General features: G+C 65.9%; 14 protein-coding genes. 4 read left to right on the top strand and 10 right to left on the bottom strand.

The window, feature by feature from the left end; all coding sequences use genetic code 11:
• Positions 1-45: 45 nt before the first annotated feature.
• From kdpC to AC4FWB_RS26225, 5 genes are read right to left on the bottom strand one after another with little or no spacing between them, the layout of a single operon-like run.
• On the bottom strand, positions 46-609 hold the full coding sequence (gene kdpC, locus AC4FWB_RS26245; RefSeq protein WP_491029144.1) for a potassium-transporting ATPase subunit KdpC: 564 nt from the start codon (positions 607-609) through the stop codon (positions 46-48).
• A gap of 12 nt (positions 610-621) precedes the next feature.
• Positions 622-2,718, bottom strand: a complete 2,097-nt coding sequence (gene kdpB, locus AC4FWB_RS26240; protein ID WP_491029143.1) for a potassium-transporting ATPase subunit KdpB — start codon at positions 2,716-2,718, stop codon at positions 622-624.
• Positions 2,715-2,969 carry a hypothetical protein gene (locus tag AC4FWB_RS26235; RefSeq protein ID WP_491029142.1) on the bottom strand — a complete coding sequence of 85 codons (255 nt, stop codon included), beginning with the start codon at positions 2,967-2,969 and terminating at the stop codon, positions 2,715-2,717. Before AC4FWB_RS26235 ends, kdpB begins: the two co-directional genes overlap by 4 nt.
• Entirely contained in the window at positions 2,953-4,656 is a 1,704-nt protein-coding gene (gene kdpA / locus AC4FWB_RS26230; protein ID WP_491029141.1) for a potassium-transporting ATPase subunit KdpA, read from the bottom strand. Before kdpA ends, AC4FWB_RS26235 begins: the two co-directional genes overlap by 17 nt.
• A 21-nt stretch (positions 4,657-4,677) precedes the next feature.
• Positions 4,678-4,767: a K(+)-transporting ATPase subunit F gene (locus AC4FWB_RS26225; RefSeq protein WP_036257910.1), complete on the bottom strand. Its 90-nt coding sequence runs from the start codon at positions 4,765-4,767 to the stop codon at positions 4,678-4,680.
• 563 nt (positions 4,768-5,330) lie between these two features.
• Here AC4FWB_RS26225 and AC4FWB_RS26220 point away from each other — a divergent pair.
• Together AC4FWB_RS26220 and AC4FWB_RS26215 are read left to right on the top strand one after the other, a co-directional pair.
• Complete coding sequence (locus AC4FWB_RS26220; protein ID WP_491029140.1) at positions 5,331-6,278, top strand: MurR/RpiR family transcriptional regulator; 948 nt, start codon at positions 5,331-5,333, stop codon at positions 6,276-6,278.
• 204 nt (positions 6,279-6,482) lie between these two features.
• Positions 6,483-8,273 (top strand): flavin-containing monooxygenase, encoded by a 1,791-nt coding sequence (locus tag AC4FWB_RS26215; protein ID WP_491029139.1) that lies wholly within the window; start codon positions 6,483-6,485, stop codon positions 8,271-8,273.
• A gap of 104 nt (positions 8,274-8,377) precedes the next feature.
• Here the strand turns inward: AC4FWB_RS26215 and AC4FWB_RS26210 are convergent, their stop codons facing one another.
• The gene (locus AC4FWB_RS26210) at positions 8,378-9,661 is read right to left on the bottom strand and encodes an amidohydrolase/deacetylase family metallohydrolase (RefSeq protein WP_491029138.1); all 1,284 of its coding nucleotides are present in this window, start codon (positions 9,659-9,661) and stop codon (positions 8,378-8,380) included.
• Positions 9,662-9,690: 29 nt separating this feature from the next.
• Positions 9,691-10,056: a RidA family protein gene (locus AC4FWB_RS26205; RefSeq protein WP_491029137.1), complete on the bottom strand. Its 366-nt coding sequence runs from the start codon at positions 10,054-10,056 to the stop codon at positions 9,691-9,693.
• A 206-nt stretch (positions 10,057-10,262) separates the two neighbouring features.
• On the opposite strand from AC4FWB_RS26205, the gene AC4FWB_RS26200 reads away from it, so the two are divergent.
• Positions 10,263-10,748 (top strand): hypothetical protein, encoded by a 486-nt coding sequence (locus AC4FWB_RS26200; protein ID WP_491029136.1) that lies wholly within the window; start codon positions 10,263-10,265, stop codon positions 10,746-10,748.
• Positions 10,749-11,025: 277 nt separating this feature from the next.
• On the opposite strand, the gene AC4FWB_RS26195 is transcribed toward AC4FWB_RS26200, so the two are convergent.
• Positions 11,026-11,280 carry a hypothetical protein gene (locus AC4FWB_RS26195; protein WP_491029135.1) on the bottom strand — a complete coding sequence of 85 codons (255 nt, stop codon included), beginning with the start codon at positions 11,278-11,280 and terminating at the stop codon, positions 11,026-11,028.
• A gap of 312 nt (positions 11,281-11,592) precedes the next feature.
• On the opposite strand from AC4FWB_RS26195, the gene AC4FWB_RS26190 reads away from it, so the two are divergent.
• Positions 11,593-13,086 carry a helicase HerA domain-containing protein gene (locus AC4FWB_RS26190; RefSeq protein WP_491029134.1) on the top strand — a complete coding sequence of 498 codons (1,494 nt, stop codon included), beginning with the start codon at positions 11,593-11,595 and terminating at the stop codon, positions 13,084-13,086.
• A 71-nt stretch (positions 13,087-13,157) separates the two neighbouring features.
• Here the strand turns inward: AC4FWB_RS26190 and AC4FWB_RS26185 are convergent, their stop codons facing one another.
• Together AC4FWB_RS26185 and AC4FWB_RS26180 are read right to left on the bottom strand one after the other, a co-directional pair.
• The gene (locus tag AC4FWB_RS26185; RefSeq protein WP_491029133.1) at positions 13,158-14,756 is read right to left on the bottom strand and encodes an ATP-binding cassette domain-containing protein; all 1,599 of its coding nucleotides are present in this window, start codon (positions 14,754-14,756) and stop codon (positions 13,158-13,160) included.
• The gene (locus tag AC4FWB_RS26180; protein ID WP_491029132.1) at positions 14,753-16,363 is read right to left on the bottom strand and encodes an ATP-binding cassette domain-containing protein; all 1,611 of its coding nucleotides are present in this window, start codon (positions 16,361-16,363) and stop codon (positions 14,753-14,755) included. Before AC4FWB_RS26180 ends, AC4FWB_RS26185 begins: the two co-directional genes overlap by 4 nt.
• Between the last annotated feature and the right edge of the window lie 47 nt (positions 16,364-16,410).

Genomic DNA, 16,410 nt, shown 5'->3' with positions numbered 1-16,410 from the left:
CATGGATTGCGCCGGGGATCGTGTCGATCCCCGGCGCGGTGCAGATTATTTCAGATCGTCGAGCGCCAAGTTGAGGGCGAGCACATTGACCACCGGCTCACCCATGAAACCCAGCTCGCGATCCTCGACATGGCCGTCGACGAGCGCCTTCACCTTGGCTTCGTCGATGCCTCTGGCCTTGGCAATCCGCGGCACTTGAAAATAGGCGGCTTCGGGACTGATGTCAGGATCGAGGCCGCTGCCGGAGGTGGTGATGAGGTCCATCGGCACCGGTGCGCCCGGGTTCTCGGCCTTCAGCTTGTCGGCGTCGCCCTTGATGCGCTCGATCAGCTTCGCATTCGTCGGTCCGAGATTCGAGCCGCTGGAAGAGGCGGCGTTGTAACCGTCACCGGCGGCTGACGGTCGGCCATGGAAATAGCGATCGCTGGCGAAGGCCTGGCCTATCAGCTCGGAGCCGATGACCTTGCCGTCCTTCGTGATCAAGCTGCCGTTGGCCTGGTTGGGAAACAGCGCCTGCGCGATGCCGGTCATACCGATCGGATAGATGAGGCCGGTGAGCACCGTGAAGAAGACGATCATGACAAAAGCGGGTCTGAGTTGCTTGAACATCGGATTAAATCCTTATGCGAGGCCGAAGGCCGTGACGATCAGGTCGATCGCCTTGATGCCGACGAACGGCACGACGATGCCGCCGAGGCCGTAGACGAGCAGATTGCGGGTGAGCAGCGCGCCGGCGCCGATGGCGCGATACTTCACGCCCTTCAGCGACAGCGGGATCAGCGCGATGATGATCAGCGCGTTGAAGATGATGGCCGACAGGATGGCGCTCTGCGGCGTCGCCAGATGCATGATGTTGAGCGCCTGCAGCGGTCCGGCGGTCTGACCCGGCGCGACGTAGAAGACCGCGAACATCGCCGGGATGATGGCGAAGTATTTGGCCACGTCGTTGGCGATCGAGAAGGTCGTCAGCGAGCCGCGCGTCATCAAGAGCGCCTTACCGATCTCGACGATCTCGATCAGCTTGGTCGGATCGCTGTCGAGGTCGACCATGTTGCCGGCCTCGCGCGCGGCGACCGTGCCGGTGTTCATGGCGACGCCCACGTCGGCCTGGGCGAGCGCAGGGGCGTCGTTGGTGCCGTCGCCGCACATGGCGACCAGCTTGCCCTTGGCCTGTTCCTCGCGGATCAGCGACAGCTTGTTCTCGGGCGTGGCCTGGGCAAGGAAGTCGTCGACGCCGGCTTCGGCGGCAATTGCGGCCGCCGTCAGCGGGTTGTCGCCGGTAATCATCACCGTGCGGATGCCCATCTTGCGCAGCTCGGCGAAACGCTCGCTGATGCCGCCCTTGACGATATCCTTGAGGTGGACGACGCCGAGCAGGCGCCCGTCGCGCTCGACCGCGAGCGGCGTGCCGCCGGCCTTTCCTATCTCGTCGGCGATAGCCTGCACGTCGCGGATCGTCTCGCCGGTGGGACGCGCGCCGTGAGCGGCGACGGTGGCCTGGTTGACATGGGCAAGCACCGCATCGACGGCGCCCTTGCGCACCGACGAGCCGTCGATGTCGACGCCACTCATGCGGGTCTGCGCGGTGAAGGGCACGAAGGCCGCGTGCAAGGTCGCCATGTCGCGGGCGCGGATGCCGTATCTGTCCTTGGCCAGCACGACGATCGAGCGGCCTTCCGGGGTTTCATCCGCCAGCGAGGCAAGCTGGGCGGCATCGGCCAGTTCCTGCTCGGTGACGCCCTTGACCGGGCGGAATTCGGTGGCCTGACGGTTGCCGAGCGTGATGGTGCCTGTCTTGTCGAGCAGCAGCGTGTCGACGTCGCCGGCCGCCTCGACGGCGCGGCCGGACATGGCAAGCACGTTGAAGCGCACCAGGCGGTCCATGCCGGCGATGCCGATGGCCGAGAGCAGCGCGCCGATGGTGGTCGGGATCAGCGTCACGAACAGAGCGACAAGGATCGTCACCGAGATATAGCCGCCGGAATAAGAGGCGAAGCTCGGGATGGTCGCGGTCGCCAGCACGAAGATCAGCGTCATGCCGACTAAGAGGATGTTGAGCGCGATCTCGTTCGGCGTCTTCTGGCGCTCGGCGCCCTCGACCAGCGAGATCATGCGGTCGAGGAAGGTGTGGCCGGAGGCGGCGGAAATGCGCACGCGGATCCAGTCGGACAACACCTGGGTGCCGCCGGTGACGGCCGAGCGGTCGCCGCCGGATTCACGGATGACGGGGGCGGATTCGCCGGTGATCGCCGCCTCGTTGACGGAAGCCACGCCTTCGATCACCTCGCCGTCCGAGGGGATGATGTCGCCGGCCTCAACCAGCACGACGTCGCCGACCTTCAGGCTGGTGCCGGGCACCAGCTTGAACTTCGAGCGATCCTCGCCGTTGATGAGCAGCTTGGCCTGGGTCTCGGTGCGCGCCTTGCGCAGCGAGTCGGCCTGAGCCTTGCCGCGGCCTTCGGCGACGGCTTCGGCGAAGTTGGCGAACAGCACGGTGAACCACAGCCAGATGATGATCTGCAGCGTGAAGCCGAGATCGCCGCCGCCGGTGATGAGATCCTTGACGAACAGAACGGTGGTGAGCGCCGAGACGACGGCGACGACGAACATCACCGGGTTCTTGACCAGTGTGCGCGGATCGAGCTTGCGGAAGGCGCCGCCGATGGCGGGTACCAGGATGCGGGCATCCAGGATGCTCGCGGATTTGGACTGGCTCATTTCGAGGCTCCAGTGTCGGTGATGTTGGACGGCGCCGGGTGTTCGGTCTTCGGGAACAGATGCGGAAGACCGGAAGCCAGCAGCCACAGCACGAACAGCACCGCTGCCATGCCGAGGAAGGTGGAGAGCGTCGGGAAAGGACGAGGCTTCTCGTCCCTCCCGTCATCGGGCCTTCCGCCACCGGTTTGGTGACGGTCGCCCCGACGTATCTGGTTGAACCAGGGCATGGTCATCTCAGAAGGTCTGTCCATGGATCATCGCCAGGTGCTCGACGATCGGCCCGACGGCGAGCGACGGGAAGAAGGTGAGGCCGCCGACGATGATGATGACGCCGACCAGCAGGCCGACGAACAGCGTGCCATCGGTCGGGAAGGTGCCGGCGGAGGCAGGCACGGTCTTCTTCGCGGCCAGCGAGCCGGCGATGGCTAAAGCCGGGATGATGACCAGGAAGCGGCCCATCAGCATGCCGATGGCCATGGTGATGTTGTACCAGGGCGTGTTGCCGGAGAGCCCGCCGAAGGCCGAGCCGTTGTTCGCGGCAGCCGAGGTATAGGCGTAGAGCACTTCGGTGAAGCCATGCGGGCCGCCATTGGCCATCGAGGCCACGGCGCTCGGCAGGACCACGGCGATCGCGGTGAAGATCAGCATCGCCAGCGGCAGGCAGAGGATGGCAAGCATCGCCATCTTGACCTCCTTGGCCTCAATCTTCTTGCCAAGATATTCCGGCGTGCGGCCGACCATCAGGCCGGCGACGAAGACGGCGACGACGACGAACATCAGGATGCCGTAGAAGCCGGCGCCGACGCCGCCGACGATGACCTCGCCGAGCTGCATGTTGATCAGCGGGATCATGCCGCCGAGCGCGGTGAAGCTGTCATGCATGGCGTTGACGGCGCCGCAGGAGGCGGCCGTGGTGATGACGGCGAACAATGCCGACAAGGCGATACCGAAGCGCGTCTCCTTGCCTTCCATGTTGCCGCCGTCGATGCCGAGCGCATGGACCAGCGGGTTGCCGGCAGCCTCGGCCCAGTAGCAGACGGCGACGCCGGCGAGGAACAGCACGCCCATCGAGGCCAGGATCGCCCAGCCCTGACGCTCACTGCCGACCATGCGGCCGAAGACGTTGGTGAGACCGGCGCCGAGCGCGAAGATCGACAGCATCTGGATCAGGTTGCAGATGGCGTCCGGATTCTCGAACGGGTGCGCGGCATTGGCGTTGAAGAAGCCGCCGCCATTGGTGCCGAGCATCTTGATGGCGACCTGCGAGGCGACCGGCCCGAGCGCGATCGTCTGCTTGGCGCCTTCCAGCGTGGTGGCGTCGACATAAGGGCCGAGCGTCTGCGGCATGCCAAGCCAGACATAGACGAGCGTCAGCACGATGCAGAGCGGCAAGAGCACGTAGAGCGTGCAGCGGGTGAGGTCGACCCAGAAATTGCCGATCGACTTGCCCGAAGCGCGGGCGAAGCCGCGGATCAATGCGATGGCGATGGCAATGCCGGTGGCAGCCGAGACGAAGTTCTGGACGGTGAGGCCGGCCATCTGCACGAGGTAGGACATCGTGCTTTCGCCACCATAGTTCTGCCAATTGGTGTTGGTGATGAAACTCGCAGCGGTGTTGAAGGCAAGCTGCGGGTCGACCGCGGTCATTCCCGCGGGATTATAGGGCAGCACGCCCTGCATCCGCTGCAGCGCGTAAAGAACCAGGAGACCGGCGAGATTGAAGAGCAGCATGCCGGTCGCGTAGACGGCCCAGTGCTGTTCTTCCTTGTCGCTTGTGCCGGCGAGGCGATAGAGGCCGCGCTCGATCGGAACGAGCACCGGCGACAGCAAAGTGCGATCGCCGTTGAAGACGCGGTACATATAGCCGCCGAGCGGCTTCACGAGCAAAAGCAGGATCCCGCAATAGACGAGAATCTGTATCCAGCCATTTATGGTCATGATGAGCTCTCCGCGTGCCGGTCAGAAGCGCTCTGGGCGAATGAGCGCGTAGGTAAGGTAGGCAAGCAGGAACAAGGTCACCGCGCCGCCGAGTATGTAATCGAAAAGCATGATCCGGCCCTTCCGCTCAGATTCTGTCGCAGACTTTGACGTAGGCCAAGGACAGGGCAAAGAATAAAATCCCGATTCCGAGAACAATGAGGTCCATGGCAGGCATTCCTTGTTTCGCTCGTGCTTTCCCGCCTGATGTCGGCGGGTTCAAAACTGGATATGAACGCACGTCACCTTGGGGGCGACGGCGGTCAAAGCTTCTTTTCGGAAGGAATATGGACCCGATCGCCATAAAGGTTCGAGACGGGGGAAATGGCAAAGATATAGGAATTTTATAGGGGTTTTTGGCGGTTTCTTGGGCTGCCAAAGCCGACGATCCTTGTCGGCAATGCTTCCCTGGCATCGGCTGTTCCGGCATCCGAGCGGCTAGCAAAGCCGCCTCGAGTCATGACGGTCGACGAACCGCAGCCGCGCAGCCCGCAAATCAATCTGTAGCTATCTTACTTGCTATGTTACTTTCCTACACGACGGCTTGAGGCGGGTCGCAATCGATGGCGCGCAAGCGCGTGAATCGGACGCACGAAGACGGAGCCAGCCAGCGGGCAGCAGGGAAGGACTGGCCAATGACCGAAGCTGACAGCCAGGCGCTGCGAATTCCGGACGAGGATGACGACCGGCACGACCATGTCAGGCGCATCCCGGACATCATTTCGCAGGTGAAGGACAGCTACCCGGAGCTGCGACCGGCCGAGCGCCGCGTCGCCAATGTCGTGCTCGACGACGTCAAATATGCCGTCGACGCTTCCAACGCCGCGCTTGCCCAGCGCGCCGGGGTCAGCGAGCCGACAGTGACCCGCTTCTGCCGCGCCATCGGCTGCGAGGGCGTTCGCGACTTCAAGCTGAAGCTGGCGCAGAGCCTGGTCGTCGGCGCGCTCTATCTCAGCACCAAGCCGCAACCTACGAACAGCGACAGCGGCATGCCGTTCTGGAATGCCGTGTTCGGCGAGGCGCGGCGCGCCCTGCAGGAGGCCGAGCGGCAGATCGATCCGGGCGAGTTGCAGAAGGCGGCGGAGCTGATCGCCAAGGCGCGGCAGGTGACGGTGTTCGGGCTCGGCGGCAGCTCGTCGGCGCTGGCGCAGGAGACGCAGTACCGCCTGTTCCGCTATGGCATCACGATCAGCGCGCAATGCGATCCGTATTTGATGCGCATGACGGCCTCGACGCTGAAGCCAGGCGATCTGGTGATCGCGATCTCGGCAACCGGCCGCACCCGCGAAGTGATCGAGGCAGTGGAGCTTGCCAAGCACTACCGCGCCAACGCGATCTGCGTGACGGCGCCGGATACCGAATTGACGCGGGTCTGCGATGTCCGGCTGACGATGGCGGTCCCCGAGTATCCCGACACGTTGAAGCCGACCGCCTCACGCTATGCTTTTCTTGCGGCTATCGACCTCCTGGCGGTGGCGACCGCCTACAGAATCGACGGCCCGGCGCGCGAGACGGTGCGCCGCATCAAGTACAACGCCCAGATCCATCGGACAGGGAAGGAGATGGAGCCGCTGGGCGATTGAGACGGTCGATATCCGGGTGAGGCCGGCCTGCAAATGGCGGGTTCCCGCGCTTCCGGTGCTCACGTACGTTAAGTACGCTCCGCTCCGGTTCTCGGAACCCACCATTTTCGACTCGGCCTGACCCGAATCTCGACCGCCTCAAAGAGCATTTTCGACGCGGTCGGCGAAAACTGGCCGCGCCGATCGACATTCGAAGGGACAAAAATGCTCGACATCGCACCATCGCAACAGGCGGCTACCTGGCTTGGCTCGTTCGGCCGGGCGCTCGAGGCCGGCGACGTCGTGGCGGCGACGAACCTTTTCGTGGAGGATTGCTACTGGCGCGATCTGCTGACCTTCACATGGAACATTAAAACCATGGAGGGCCAGGTGGCGGTCCGCGAGATGCTCAAGGCTACGCTCGCGACGGCGCGGCCGTCGCACTGGCGCCTCTCCGGCGAGCCGAGCGTCGACGACGGCATCATCGAAGCCTGGTTCAGCTTCGAGACGGCCGTGGCGCGGGGCGAGGGCATCCTGCGGCTCAAGGACGGTCGCTGCCGGACGCTGTTCACGGCGATGAGCGAGCTGAAAGGCTTCGAGGAGCAGAAAGGCCCAGCCCGGCCGCTCGGCATTCGACACAAGGCCGATCCCGAGCGTGAGACCTGGGCGGAAGCCAGGGCGCGCGAGGCGCGCGACCTCGGCGTGCACGAGCAGCCCTACTGCCTGGTGATCGGCGGCGGCCAGGGCGGCATCATGCTGGGCGCCCGGCTGCGGCAGCTCGGCGTTCCCACGCTCATCATCGAGAAGAACGCGCGCGCCGGCGATTCTTGGCGCAACCGCTACCGTTCGCTCGTGCTGCACGATCCGGTCTGGTACGACCATCTGCCTTACATTCCGTTCCCGGAAAACTGGCCGGTCTTCACGCCCAAGGACAAGATGGGCGACTGGCTGGAAATGTATGCCCGGGTCATGGAGCTGAACTACTGGGTCGCCACCAAATGCGTCAGCGCGGTCTATGACGAGGTGGAAAAGGTCTGGACCGTGGTGGTCGATCGTGTCGGCCAGCGCATCACACTGAAGCCCAAGCACATCGTCTTCGCCACCGGCGCCTACGGACCGCCGCGGCAGATCGCGCTGCCGGGGGCAGAGACCTTCAAGGGCGAGCTCCTGCATTCCAGCCAGTATTCCACCGGCGAAAAATTCCGCGGCAAGCGCGTCGCGGTGATCGGCGCGGCAAGCTCGGGTCATGACGTCAGCGTCGATCTCTGGGAGGCGGGCGCCAAGGTCACCATTGTCCAGCGCTCGCCAACGACGGTGGTGAAGTCCGACACACTGATGGAGGTCGGCTTCGAGATCTTTTCGGAAAAGGCGCTGGCGCGCGGCATCACCACCGACAAGGCCGACATGATCGTCGCCTCGACGCCGTTCGCGCTGGTGCCCAAGGGCCAACGGGCTCTCTACGATGTCATTCGCGAGCGCGACGCGGAGTTCTACAAGCGTCTCGGCGACAGCGGCTTCGCCATCGACTTCGGCGAGGACGAAACCGGGCTCTTGATGAAGGCCTACCGCACCGGCTCGGGCTTCTACATCGATGTCGGCGCCTGCGAGCTGATCCTGAACGGCGAGATCGCGGTCAAGAGCGGCGTCGGCATCAAGTCGCTGACGCCAAGCGGCATCCTGTTCGAGGACGGCAGCGAGCTTGCCGTCGACGCGATCGTCTGCTGCACCGGCTACCAGTCGATGAACGAGACGGTTGCCGCAATCGTCTCGCGCGAAGTGGCCGACAAGGTCGGTCCGTGCTGGGGCCTGGGCTCCGGCGTGAAGGGCGACCCTGGCCCGTGGCAGGGCGAACTGCGCAACATGTGGAAGCCGACGGCGCAGGAAGCGCTGTGGTTCCACGGCGGCAACCTGGCGCTGTCGCGCTTCTATTCGAAGTTCGTGGCGATGCAGCTCAAGGCAAGGATGGAGGGGATTGCGACGTCCGTCTATGGCGAGCCGAGTAACGCGGGGCGGTGAAGCTGCCAATCTCCCCCCTTTAGGGGGAGATGGCCGGCAGGCCAGAGGGGGTCGTCTCACATAGAGCGCCAACGTGCTCTCTTGTCGCGGACGGCGTTGGCGCTTCAAGCGAGGCGACCCCCTCTGTCGCCTTCGGCGACATCTCCCCCTCGAGGGGGGAGATTATCCGCGCCGAAATGTCTCGCCGCCACATCCACATGCGTGTGATGCGCATGCGCCTCGAAGCGCTCGGTCTCGCTGTGGTCGGGCGCTTCGTTCGGCCACCATTTGCCGCCGATGACGATGCCATTTGAAACCAGCCGCCGATCCGCGACCAGTGAGGCGCCGACCGCGTCGACGAAAGTGAAGCGGCCAGGCTGCAGCTTCAGCACCGCGACATCGCCGATGCCGCCGACCTTCAGCGTGCCGAGCTCCGGCCTGGCGATCGCCTCAGCGGGGCGCACGGTCGCAGCGCGCAGCACCTCGACGAGCGGCATGCCGAGCGCCATGAGCTTCGACATGCAGACCAGGATGTCGAAGGCCGGGCCGTCGACGCAGTAGAGGTGGACATCGCTCGAGATGACGTCCGGCGCTAGGCCCTCCGCCAGCATCGCCTTGGCGACCTCGAAGTCGAAGGAGCCCATGCCGTGGCCGATGTCGAAGATGACGCCGCGCTCGCGGGCAAGCCGCATGTCCGGTCGCACGGCGCCGGAGGCGAAGACCGGTGCGTTGGGGAACGGCCGGAAGCAGTGGGTGAGGATGTCGCCGCGGCGCAGCCTGGGCAGCACTTCCGAGCGGCCGGGCGGCGGCTCGTCGATATGCGCCATCAGCGGCAGGCCAACCTTGTCGGCGGCGTCGAGCGCGAGGTCGACCGGCGCGATGCCGCTGGTGCCACTGGCATGGCGGCCGGAGCGCACCTTGACGCCGACGACGACGTCGGCGTGCTCGCGCACCGCCGCCACCGTTTCGCGCGGCTCGCAGAGCCTGAGGTCGCTGCATTCGCCAACGGACACGGTCTTGGCGAAGCCGAATATGCCGGCGAAGGAGATGTTGACGTAGGCGAGGATGCGGACCTTCGAGCGCTCGATGACGTGGCGGCGGAAGCCCAGGAAATTGCCGGCGCCGGCGCTGCCGGCGTCGATGAAGGTGGTGGTGCCGCTCTTGACGGCGAGCCGGTCGGCATCGACACCAAGCGAGGTGCCGCCCCAGTAGACATGGCTGTGCAGGTCGACGAGGCCGGGCGTGACGATGCAGTCCCTCGCGTCGACGACCTCACCGGCGGCCTCGGCATCGATGGCGGCGTCGATCGCGGCGATGCGACCGTCGGCGATGGCGACATCGCGCGCCGCATCCAACCCCGAGGCCGGGTCGATCACACGACCGCCCTTGATCAGCAGATCGAACTGCATCGGCGCCTCCCTTATTCCGTTGGTCGCGATCAAACCGGCCGGTAGGCGACCGCTTCGATCTCGATCTTGATGTCGATCATGAGGCGGGATTCGACGGTGGTACGCGCCGGCGGGTCATTCGGGAAATGCTTTGCATAGACCGTGTTGAAGGCGCCGAAGTCGCGGGCGTCCTCGAGCCAGACGGTGGTCTTGACCACATCGTCCATGGTGCAGCCGGCAAGCGCCAGCGCCGCCTTGACGTTCTGCAGCACCTGCTCGGCCTGCTCCGTAATCCCGCCCTTGACCACGAGGCCGTCGCTGCCCACCGGCACCTGGCCGGAGACGTAGACGAAATCGCCGGCACGCACGGCTGGCGAGAGCGGGACATGCGATTTTCCGAAACATTGCTTGGGCATGTGCGCCTCCTGTTGTCGACTGGACGGGACCGTTCTTATAGCCGTCTACGCTTGTCGGCGTGATCCTCATAGAGCATTTGTTGGAAAGCAACATTTTTTCGAAAATCCATGTTGCTTTATTACAAAGGCATGAGCATCCTGGGCCTCAAAGTCGGGTCGGCAACCCGTGGCCGCCGGCGTCACGCACGAGAGAGGGGAGAGCCAGCATGACCTTCGACAAGAACCCGTTTCCGCAAGGCGATGCCGATCGCCACGCGCTGTGGGAAATGCTGGTGCGGCGCGACATCGATGCCTTCCTCGGCCAGGATTGGTCGATGGTCGAGGACGACTTCATCGCCGAGAGTTTCTTCGGCATGCATGCGCATTTCCTTGCCAATGCCGACGCCTGGCGGCTGCAGTTTCCGAGGCTGGAGGTCTATCGCGACGAATGGCTGCGGCAGGCCAGGGAGACCGCCGCGACGACATTCGCCGAACCGCTGCGCGAAGCGTTGTTCCGCATCACCAACATGCGCGACATCGACGTCGATGGCGACCGCGCGGTGCTGCACAAGAAGTTCGATGGTTCCGTCGCCAAAGCGGATGGCGGCGTCGACCGCCTCAAATGGCAGACGCTCTATTTCTGCCGTAAGGTCGGCGGCCGCTGGAAGATCGCCGGTTTCGTCGGGTACATGCCGCATCCGCTGGGAAGCTGAGGCCGCGATCGGACGCTGCTTGCGTTGGCAAAATCGCACATTTTGGAGATTGGCCGAAGGCCCGTCAGTTCGTCATCCTAGGGCGGAGCAAGGAGCGAAGCGACGCGCGCAGACCCTAGGATCCATGCCGTTACCTGTGAGCGTTGCGGCGGTGCGGAATTCTGCTCCGCTGCATTCCTTGGCTCAGGTCACGGAATGGATCCTTGGGTCTTCGCTCCGCTTCGCGTCGCTACGCCCAAGGATGACGAAGACGCGTAGGGCTTCGGCCGGCGGACTTCTAAGACAGGCGTGGCAACCGCTCGTCGGGCGAGCGATGGTCGAACACGACGCCCATGGTCTTACCAACGGCGGTCATGACGATCAGTTCGATCAGATGATCGTCGCTGTCCTCGCAGGCGGGGCCGGATTGGCGGATGGCGTCGAGCATCGCCCGGGTCGAGATCGTATCGCCGGCGCGAAATTTCGAAAGAGCAGACGAAACAAGGTCTTGTGCCGTCGGGTCCGTGACGGGCAGTTCCGCAGCGACGTTCATCGGCCTCCTCCTGCCATGAACCCTCTCCAAAAGGATGATACGCCAATGGCTGGATTGCGCCAGTGAAATGGTGGTCCGACCAGTGCGATTGGCGACAGCCTGCCGCCATTTGGCGCTTAGAGCATGTCGCGCTGAAACGGATTCGGGCGACGCGCTTTAAATCTTTGAATTTACGCATGTCGTTTCCCAAAACCGCCGCGCACTTTTGGGCTTAGGTGTGGAACACCGGGCCACCGGCCATGCCATGCGCTCGACGCACCGCGCTCCGGTTGCTAAGCCCCTCCCGCGCAGGGAGACTAGTCGAGTCGAGAGATGACAGTTGCAATCGAGATGGGGCAGACGACGGCAGGCGCGCCGGCGGCCCTCGACCTTGAGGAACTGCTGGCGACGCGCCTGCTGGTGCAGGGCAATTCGGGTTCGGGCAAGTCGCATCTGTTGCGTCGGTTGCTCGAACAGAGCGCGCCCTGGGTGCAGCAGACCATCATCGACCCCGAAGGCGACTTCGTCTCGCTCGGCGAGCGCTACGGCCATCTGGTGATCGATGCCGAGGAGCATACCGAACGCGGCCTGCAGGCCGCCGGCGAGCGGGCGCGCGTCCATCGCGTCTCGACGGTGCTCAATCTTGAGGGACTCGATGCCGAAAACCAGATGCGGCGCGCCGCCGCCTTCCTCGGCGGCCTGTTCGAAGTCGCGCGCGACCACTGGTATCCGATGCTGGTGGTGGTGGACGAGGCGCAGCTCTTTGCGCCGGCCGCAGCCGGCGAGGTGTCGGACGAGGCGCGCAAGCTTTCGCTGGGCGCCATGACCAATCTGATGTGCCGCGGCCGCAAGCGCGGGCTTGCCGGCATCATCGCCACGCAGCGGCTGGCGAAGCTTGCCAAGAATGTCGCGGCGGAAGCGTCGAATTTCCTGATGGGGCGGACCTTCCTCGACATCGACATGGCGCGCGCGGCCGATCTGCTCGGCATGGAGCGGCGGCAGGCGGAAGCGTTTCGCGACCTGGAGCGCGGGCATTTCATGGCGCTGGGCCCGGCGCTGTCGCGCCGTCCGCTAAGCCTACGGATCGGATCGACCGAGACGAGCCCACGCAACGGCACGCCGCGGCTGATGCCGCTGCCGGAGGCGACGCTGGAGGACGCGCGCTCGATCATCCTGGCAGCGCCGCCGCCCGAGACGGTGCGGCCACAGCGCCGGCCTTCGCCGGACCTGCTCGACCAGCTCATGGCGGCCAAGGCCGCTCCGCTGGACATCCGCCCAGAGCCGGCCGAGCCGCAACCCAGCGCCGAGGATCTCGCCGAGCGGCGCGAGCGGATGGACCGCATCCTGCGCGCCATCCTTGCCGAGCCCGACGCGGGGTTCCGCGTCATCGGCGTGCTCTACCAGGAGTTCGTGGTCCGCTGCCGCATCGAAGGCCTCGCTTCGGTCGTGCCCGACCTTTCGGAATTTCGCCGCATGCTGACGCGCGCCCGCGCCGGCGTCGGCTCCGACATGGCCGAGGACGATGCGTGGCGGGACATTTCGGTGCGCGCTTCGCTCTTGCCCGAGGACATGCAGGGCGTGTTCATGATGATCGCGAGGGCCGCAAAGGAAGGCTGGCCGTGCCCGAGCGACGCGGCCATCGCCCGCGCCTACGGCTCGCATTCGCTGCGCCGCGCGCGCCGGCTGCTCGACTATATCGAGGAGCAGGGCCTCATCGTCTGCCAGGTCGACGGCACCGGCCGGCGCACGGTGACGCTGGTGGAACTCGCCTGGGCGACGGCGCCGGGCGATCCGAATGCCGAAGAGCAGGACAGCTCGGCGGCGTGAGAGCCGGGGTCAACACACGAACCGACGGGGTTTCGGGCCTATTCCGACCAACCTGTGACCGGCGACGGCATTCATGGCCGCAGCTCGATGGTGCGAGCGTCGCGTAGCGGTGACGCGCGATGGGAGGAGATGACGACGATCCGACCGCCGAGATGGGCAAGCAACCGCTCGAGGATGCGCTCACCCTGGGCATCGTCGAGATGTTCCGCCGGCTCGTCGAGCAGCACCAGTGGCTTCGTCGACAACCAGGCGCGCGCCAGATTGATGCGCTGCACTTCGCCGAGTGAAAACCTGTCCTGCCTGATCCATGCATCAAGGCCACCGGCCTCGCGGATACGGCCGTCCATCTCGACGGCTTCCAGCGCGCGCCAGAGCGCGACATCCGGAACGTCGGCAGCGAAAAGGTTGGCGCGGACGGTGTCCTCGAGGATGACCGCGTCGTGCAGGACAAGAGCCGCGTGCGTCCGCCGCTCGCTTGCCGACAGGATGCGGTCACCGGCGGCAAAGGCGTCGTCGCCGATCCAGCCGGCAATCTGCTTCAACAGGCTGGTCTTGCCCGAGCCGCTCGCCCCGGCCAACACCGTCGGCTGGCCCCTCGCGAAAAGCAGGGAGATGGGGGGCCCGATGGCCCGGCCGTCGGGGGCGCGGCGCTGCAGGACGCCATGGCGCAGCAGGTGGGGTTCGACATCGTCTGGCGCGGAACTGCGCCGGCCAGCCGCGGCGGCCTGCGTCCATTGGCCGATCTCGTTGCGAGCCGCGTTGCGGCGAAGCATGGCAACAAGCATGCGCGACACGCCATTCATGGTCTCGCCCAGCGCCAGCCAGGAAAAGGCGAGCAGCATGGGCAGGAGAAGCTCCGGCCCTTGCCGCCCGGCGTGCCAGGCGGCCGCCATCACGCTGATGCCGGCGGCCGGACCGAAGGCGGCGCCGATCATGTCCAGCCGGGCCTGGAACCGGCGCAGCGTAAGCAACGCGCCGTCGGCGCGGGAGAGCGCGGAAAGCGCGTCGCCGCATTCACGGCTCCACGCGCCCTCGGCCTTGAGCGGAACGGCTGACGCCATGGCCGCGCCAAGCCGGCCCGCGCCCCCGCGACGCAGCGACCTGGCCTGCTCCCATGCCATGGCGCCAGCCTTCGCCACCCGGTTCCCCGCGAACAGGATGGCGAGAAAAAAGAGGATTGTCGGCAATAGAGACAAAGGCGCGAGGACCGCAGATGCCGCGATGAGGACGGCGAGGCCGCAAGCGAACGTCAGCGTCGGCAGGCCGGCGCGCAACCGGGCGTAGTCGAGGTCCTCGACGTCGTCGAGATAGTCGGCAAGGCGGGCATCATCGCCGAGCTGCCAACCCGCCCGGCGCACGGCGGGCGCTGCCGCCATGGCGGAAAAGAGCTCGACGCGATGCGCAACCTGATCCGTCAACGCTGCCTTGTGACCCGTCAGTCGTTCGCCGTAACGAGCGGCCGTGCGGCCGACGGCGAACAGCCTGACCAGCGCCGCCGGGATGTGGAAGTTGAAAGTGAAGGCAGCGGCCGACAGGCCGGCGATCGCCACCGACCCGAGCAGCCAGGCGGACACGCCGCCGAGCAAAATGGCGCAGGAAAGCGCCGCGAAGGCGAAGCCTGTCGCCAGCCGCCATGACCTGCCGCTCGATGGAAGACCTGCCATGTTCATGCCGCGACCTCGATTGCATCTCTGTGGGCGAGATCGACAACAAGCTCGGCGGCGGCCGCGAGATCCCGGTCATGCGTCGCCACGACCACCAGCCGCGACTGCGAGACCGTGAGCAGCATGCGCCGCACGGCTTCGGCCGTCTCGCGGTCGAGTTTTGCCGTCGGCTCGTCCGCCAGCACGGCGCGCCTGGTCATCGCCGCGCGGGCGATCGCGATGCGCAGCCGCTGACCGCCGGAGAGGTTGGCGCCGCCCTTGTCGAGCCGGGCATCGAGGCCGCCCGGCAGCAGCGCGTCGTCGAGCAGCCCGATCGCGCGGGCGGCGTCCTCCAGGCGATGCGGGTCTGTCGTGCCGGTGTTCCAGGCAATGGCCTCGCTAAGCGTTCCCTCCGGCACGTAGCTGTCGGTCGCAACCCAAGCGATCCGCTGATCGGCGAGCGGATGCGTGTCCGGCGTTCCACCCGGTTCGAGCCTGGCCAGGCGGCGCAGCAATGTCGACTTGCCCGATCCGCTCGGGCCGACGATGGCAACGAGGCCTTTCGCCGGCAGCGTCAGGCGCAGGCGGTCGGGCATCGGCAAGGCCTTCGCCGCGACCGGCTCGGCGTCGAGCAGCCTGTCCAGCGCCGCGGCTGCCGCCAGCCCTTCCGCCCTGGCATGGTACTGCTCCGAAAAGCGCCGGAAGGGCGCGAAATATTCCGGAGCGATCATCAGGATGAACAGGCTTTGCCACAGCTCAAGATTGGAGAAGCCGGGGATCATCGCAAGCTTCAGGTGGCCGAGTCCGAGGAAGACAGCGAGGATGGCGATCGAGAGCGAGGCGAAGAAGTCGATGATGCCGGCGTTGACGAAGGCGATGCGCAGCACGCCCATCGTGTTGCCGGCATAGGCTTCGAGGCGCATGGCGAGCTTTGCTTCCTCTGCGGCCATTGCATGATTGGCCAGGATCGTCGGCAGAGTGCGGATGCGGTCGGCGAACTGGGCTGCCAGTCGGCCGAAGGCGCGTTCCTGGGCGTCGGCGCGCCGGCGGATGGCATCGCCGACCAGCGCGAAGAACAGGATCATCACCGGCGTCAGGCAGATGACCAGCAACGCGGCCTGCCAAGAGACAAGGAACAGCGTTGCCGCCGCGAGCAACGGCCCTGCCGCCATCATGGCGCTGGCCGCGCGGTGACCGACGACAAGCGCGGCAACCGCTTCGGGATGACGCTGCATCGAGACGATGAGGCTGCCGACCGACAGCGATTGCAGCTGCCTGGCCGGCATTTCGTTCAGCCGTTCGCCCGCCAGTTCGCGCAACCCAATCGACACGTCCGTCTCGGCCGAGGCCTGCACTCGGTCGGCGGCAAGGCCGGCGATGCAGGAAGCAAGGAGAAGTCCGACCGCTGTCGCAACAAGCGATGGGTCGAGGGGCTCGCCCACCACCAGCCGGCCCGCCGCCATGGCCGCCGTGGCGGCGAAGCCGAGCCGCAGCGCGGTGCGCGCAATTTGCATCGCGAGCAGGCGGCGCAATCCCGGCCTTGCCCGCCGCCGAGCGGCGGCGAGCGCCTCAAAGGCGCCTGTCGCCGGGACGGCGCGATCGGGTGCTGGCGCGGGAGTGGGTGGCGTTTCCATGCGCCGGTTCTCGCACGCGCCGGGATGAAAGGATTTGATCCAGATCA

The organism is Mesorhizobium sp. LEGMi-168a (genome assembly GCF_058312955.1).
This window is presented reverse-complemented; position numbering and strand designations above follow the sequence as displayed.

Coding starts and splice junctions, on each gene's coding strand:
- AC4FWB_RS26205 (WP_491029137.1), bottom strand. CDS start 10,056: ATGCCCAAGCAATGTTTCGGAAAATCGCATGTCCCGCTCTCGCCAGCC.
- AC4FWB_RS26185 (WP_491029133.1), bottom strand. CDS start 14,756: ATGAACATGGCAGGTCTTCCATCGAGCGGCAGGTCATGGCGGCTGGCG.
- AC4FWB_RS26210 (WP_491029138.1), bottom strand. CDS start 9,661: ATGCAGTTCGATCTGCTGATCAAGGGCGGTCGTGTGATCGACCCGGCC.
- kdpC (WP_491029144.1), bottom strand. CDS start 609: ATGTTCAAGCAACTCAGACCCGCTTTTGTCATGATCGTCTTCTTCACG.
- kdpA (WP_491029141.1), bottom strand. CDS start 4,656: ATGACCATAAATGGCTGGATACAGATTCTCGTCTATTGCGGGATCCTG.
- AC4FWB_RS26220 (WP_491029140.1), top strand. CDS start 5,331: ATGACCGAAGCTGACAGCCAGGCGCTGCGAATTCCGGACGAGGATGAC.
- AC4FWB_RS26180 (WP_491029132.1), bottom strand. CDS start 16,363: ATGGAAACGCCACCCACTCCCGCGCCAGCACCCGATCGCGCCGTCCCG.
- kdpB (WP_491029143.1), bottom strand. CDS start 2,718: ATGAGCCAGTCCAAATCCGCGAGCATCCTGGATGCCCGCATCCTGGTA.
- AC4FWB_RS26235 (WP_491029142.1), bottom strand. CDS start 2,969: ATGGACAGACCTTCTGAGATGACCATGCCCTGGTTCAACCAGATACGT.
- AC4FWB_RS26200 (WP_491029136.1), top strand. CDS start 10,263: ATGACCTTCGACAAGAACCCGTTTCCGCAAGGCGATGCCGATCGCCAC.
- AC4FWB_RS26195 (WP_491029135.1), bottom strand. CDS start 11,280: ATGAACGTCGCTGCGGAACTGCCCGTCACGGACCCGACGGCACAAGAC.
- AC4FWB_RS26215 (WP_491029139.1), top strand. CDS start 6,483: ATGCTCGACATCGCACCATCGCAACAGGCGGCTACCTGGCTTGGCTCG.
- AC4FWB_RS26225 (WP_036257910.1), bottom strand. CDS start 4,767: ATGCTTTTCGATTACATACTCGGCGGCGCGGTGACCTTGTTCCTGCTT.
- AC4FWB_RS26190 (WP_491029134.1), top strand. CDS start 11,593: ATGACAGTTGCAATCGAGATGGGGCAGACGACGGCAGGCGCGCCGGCG.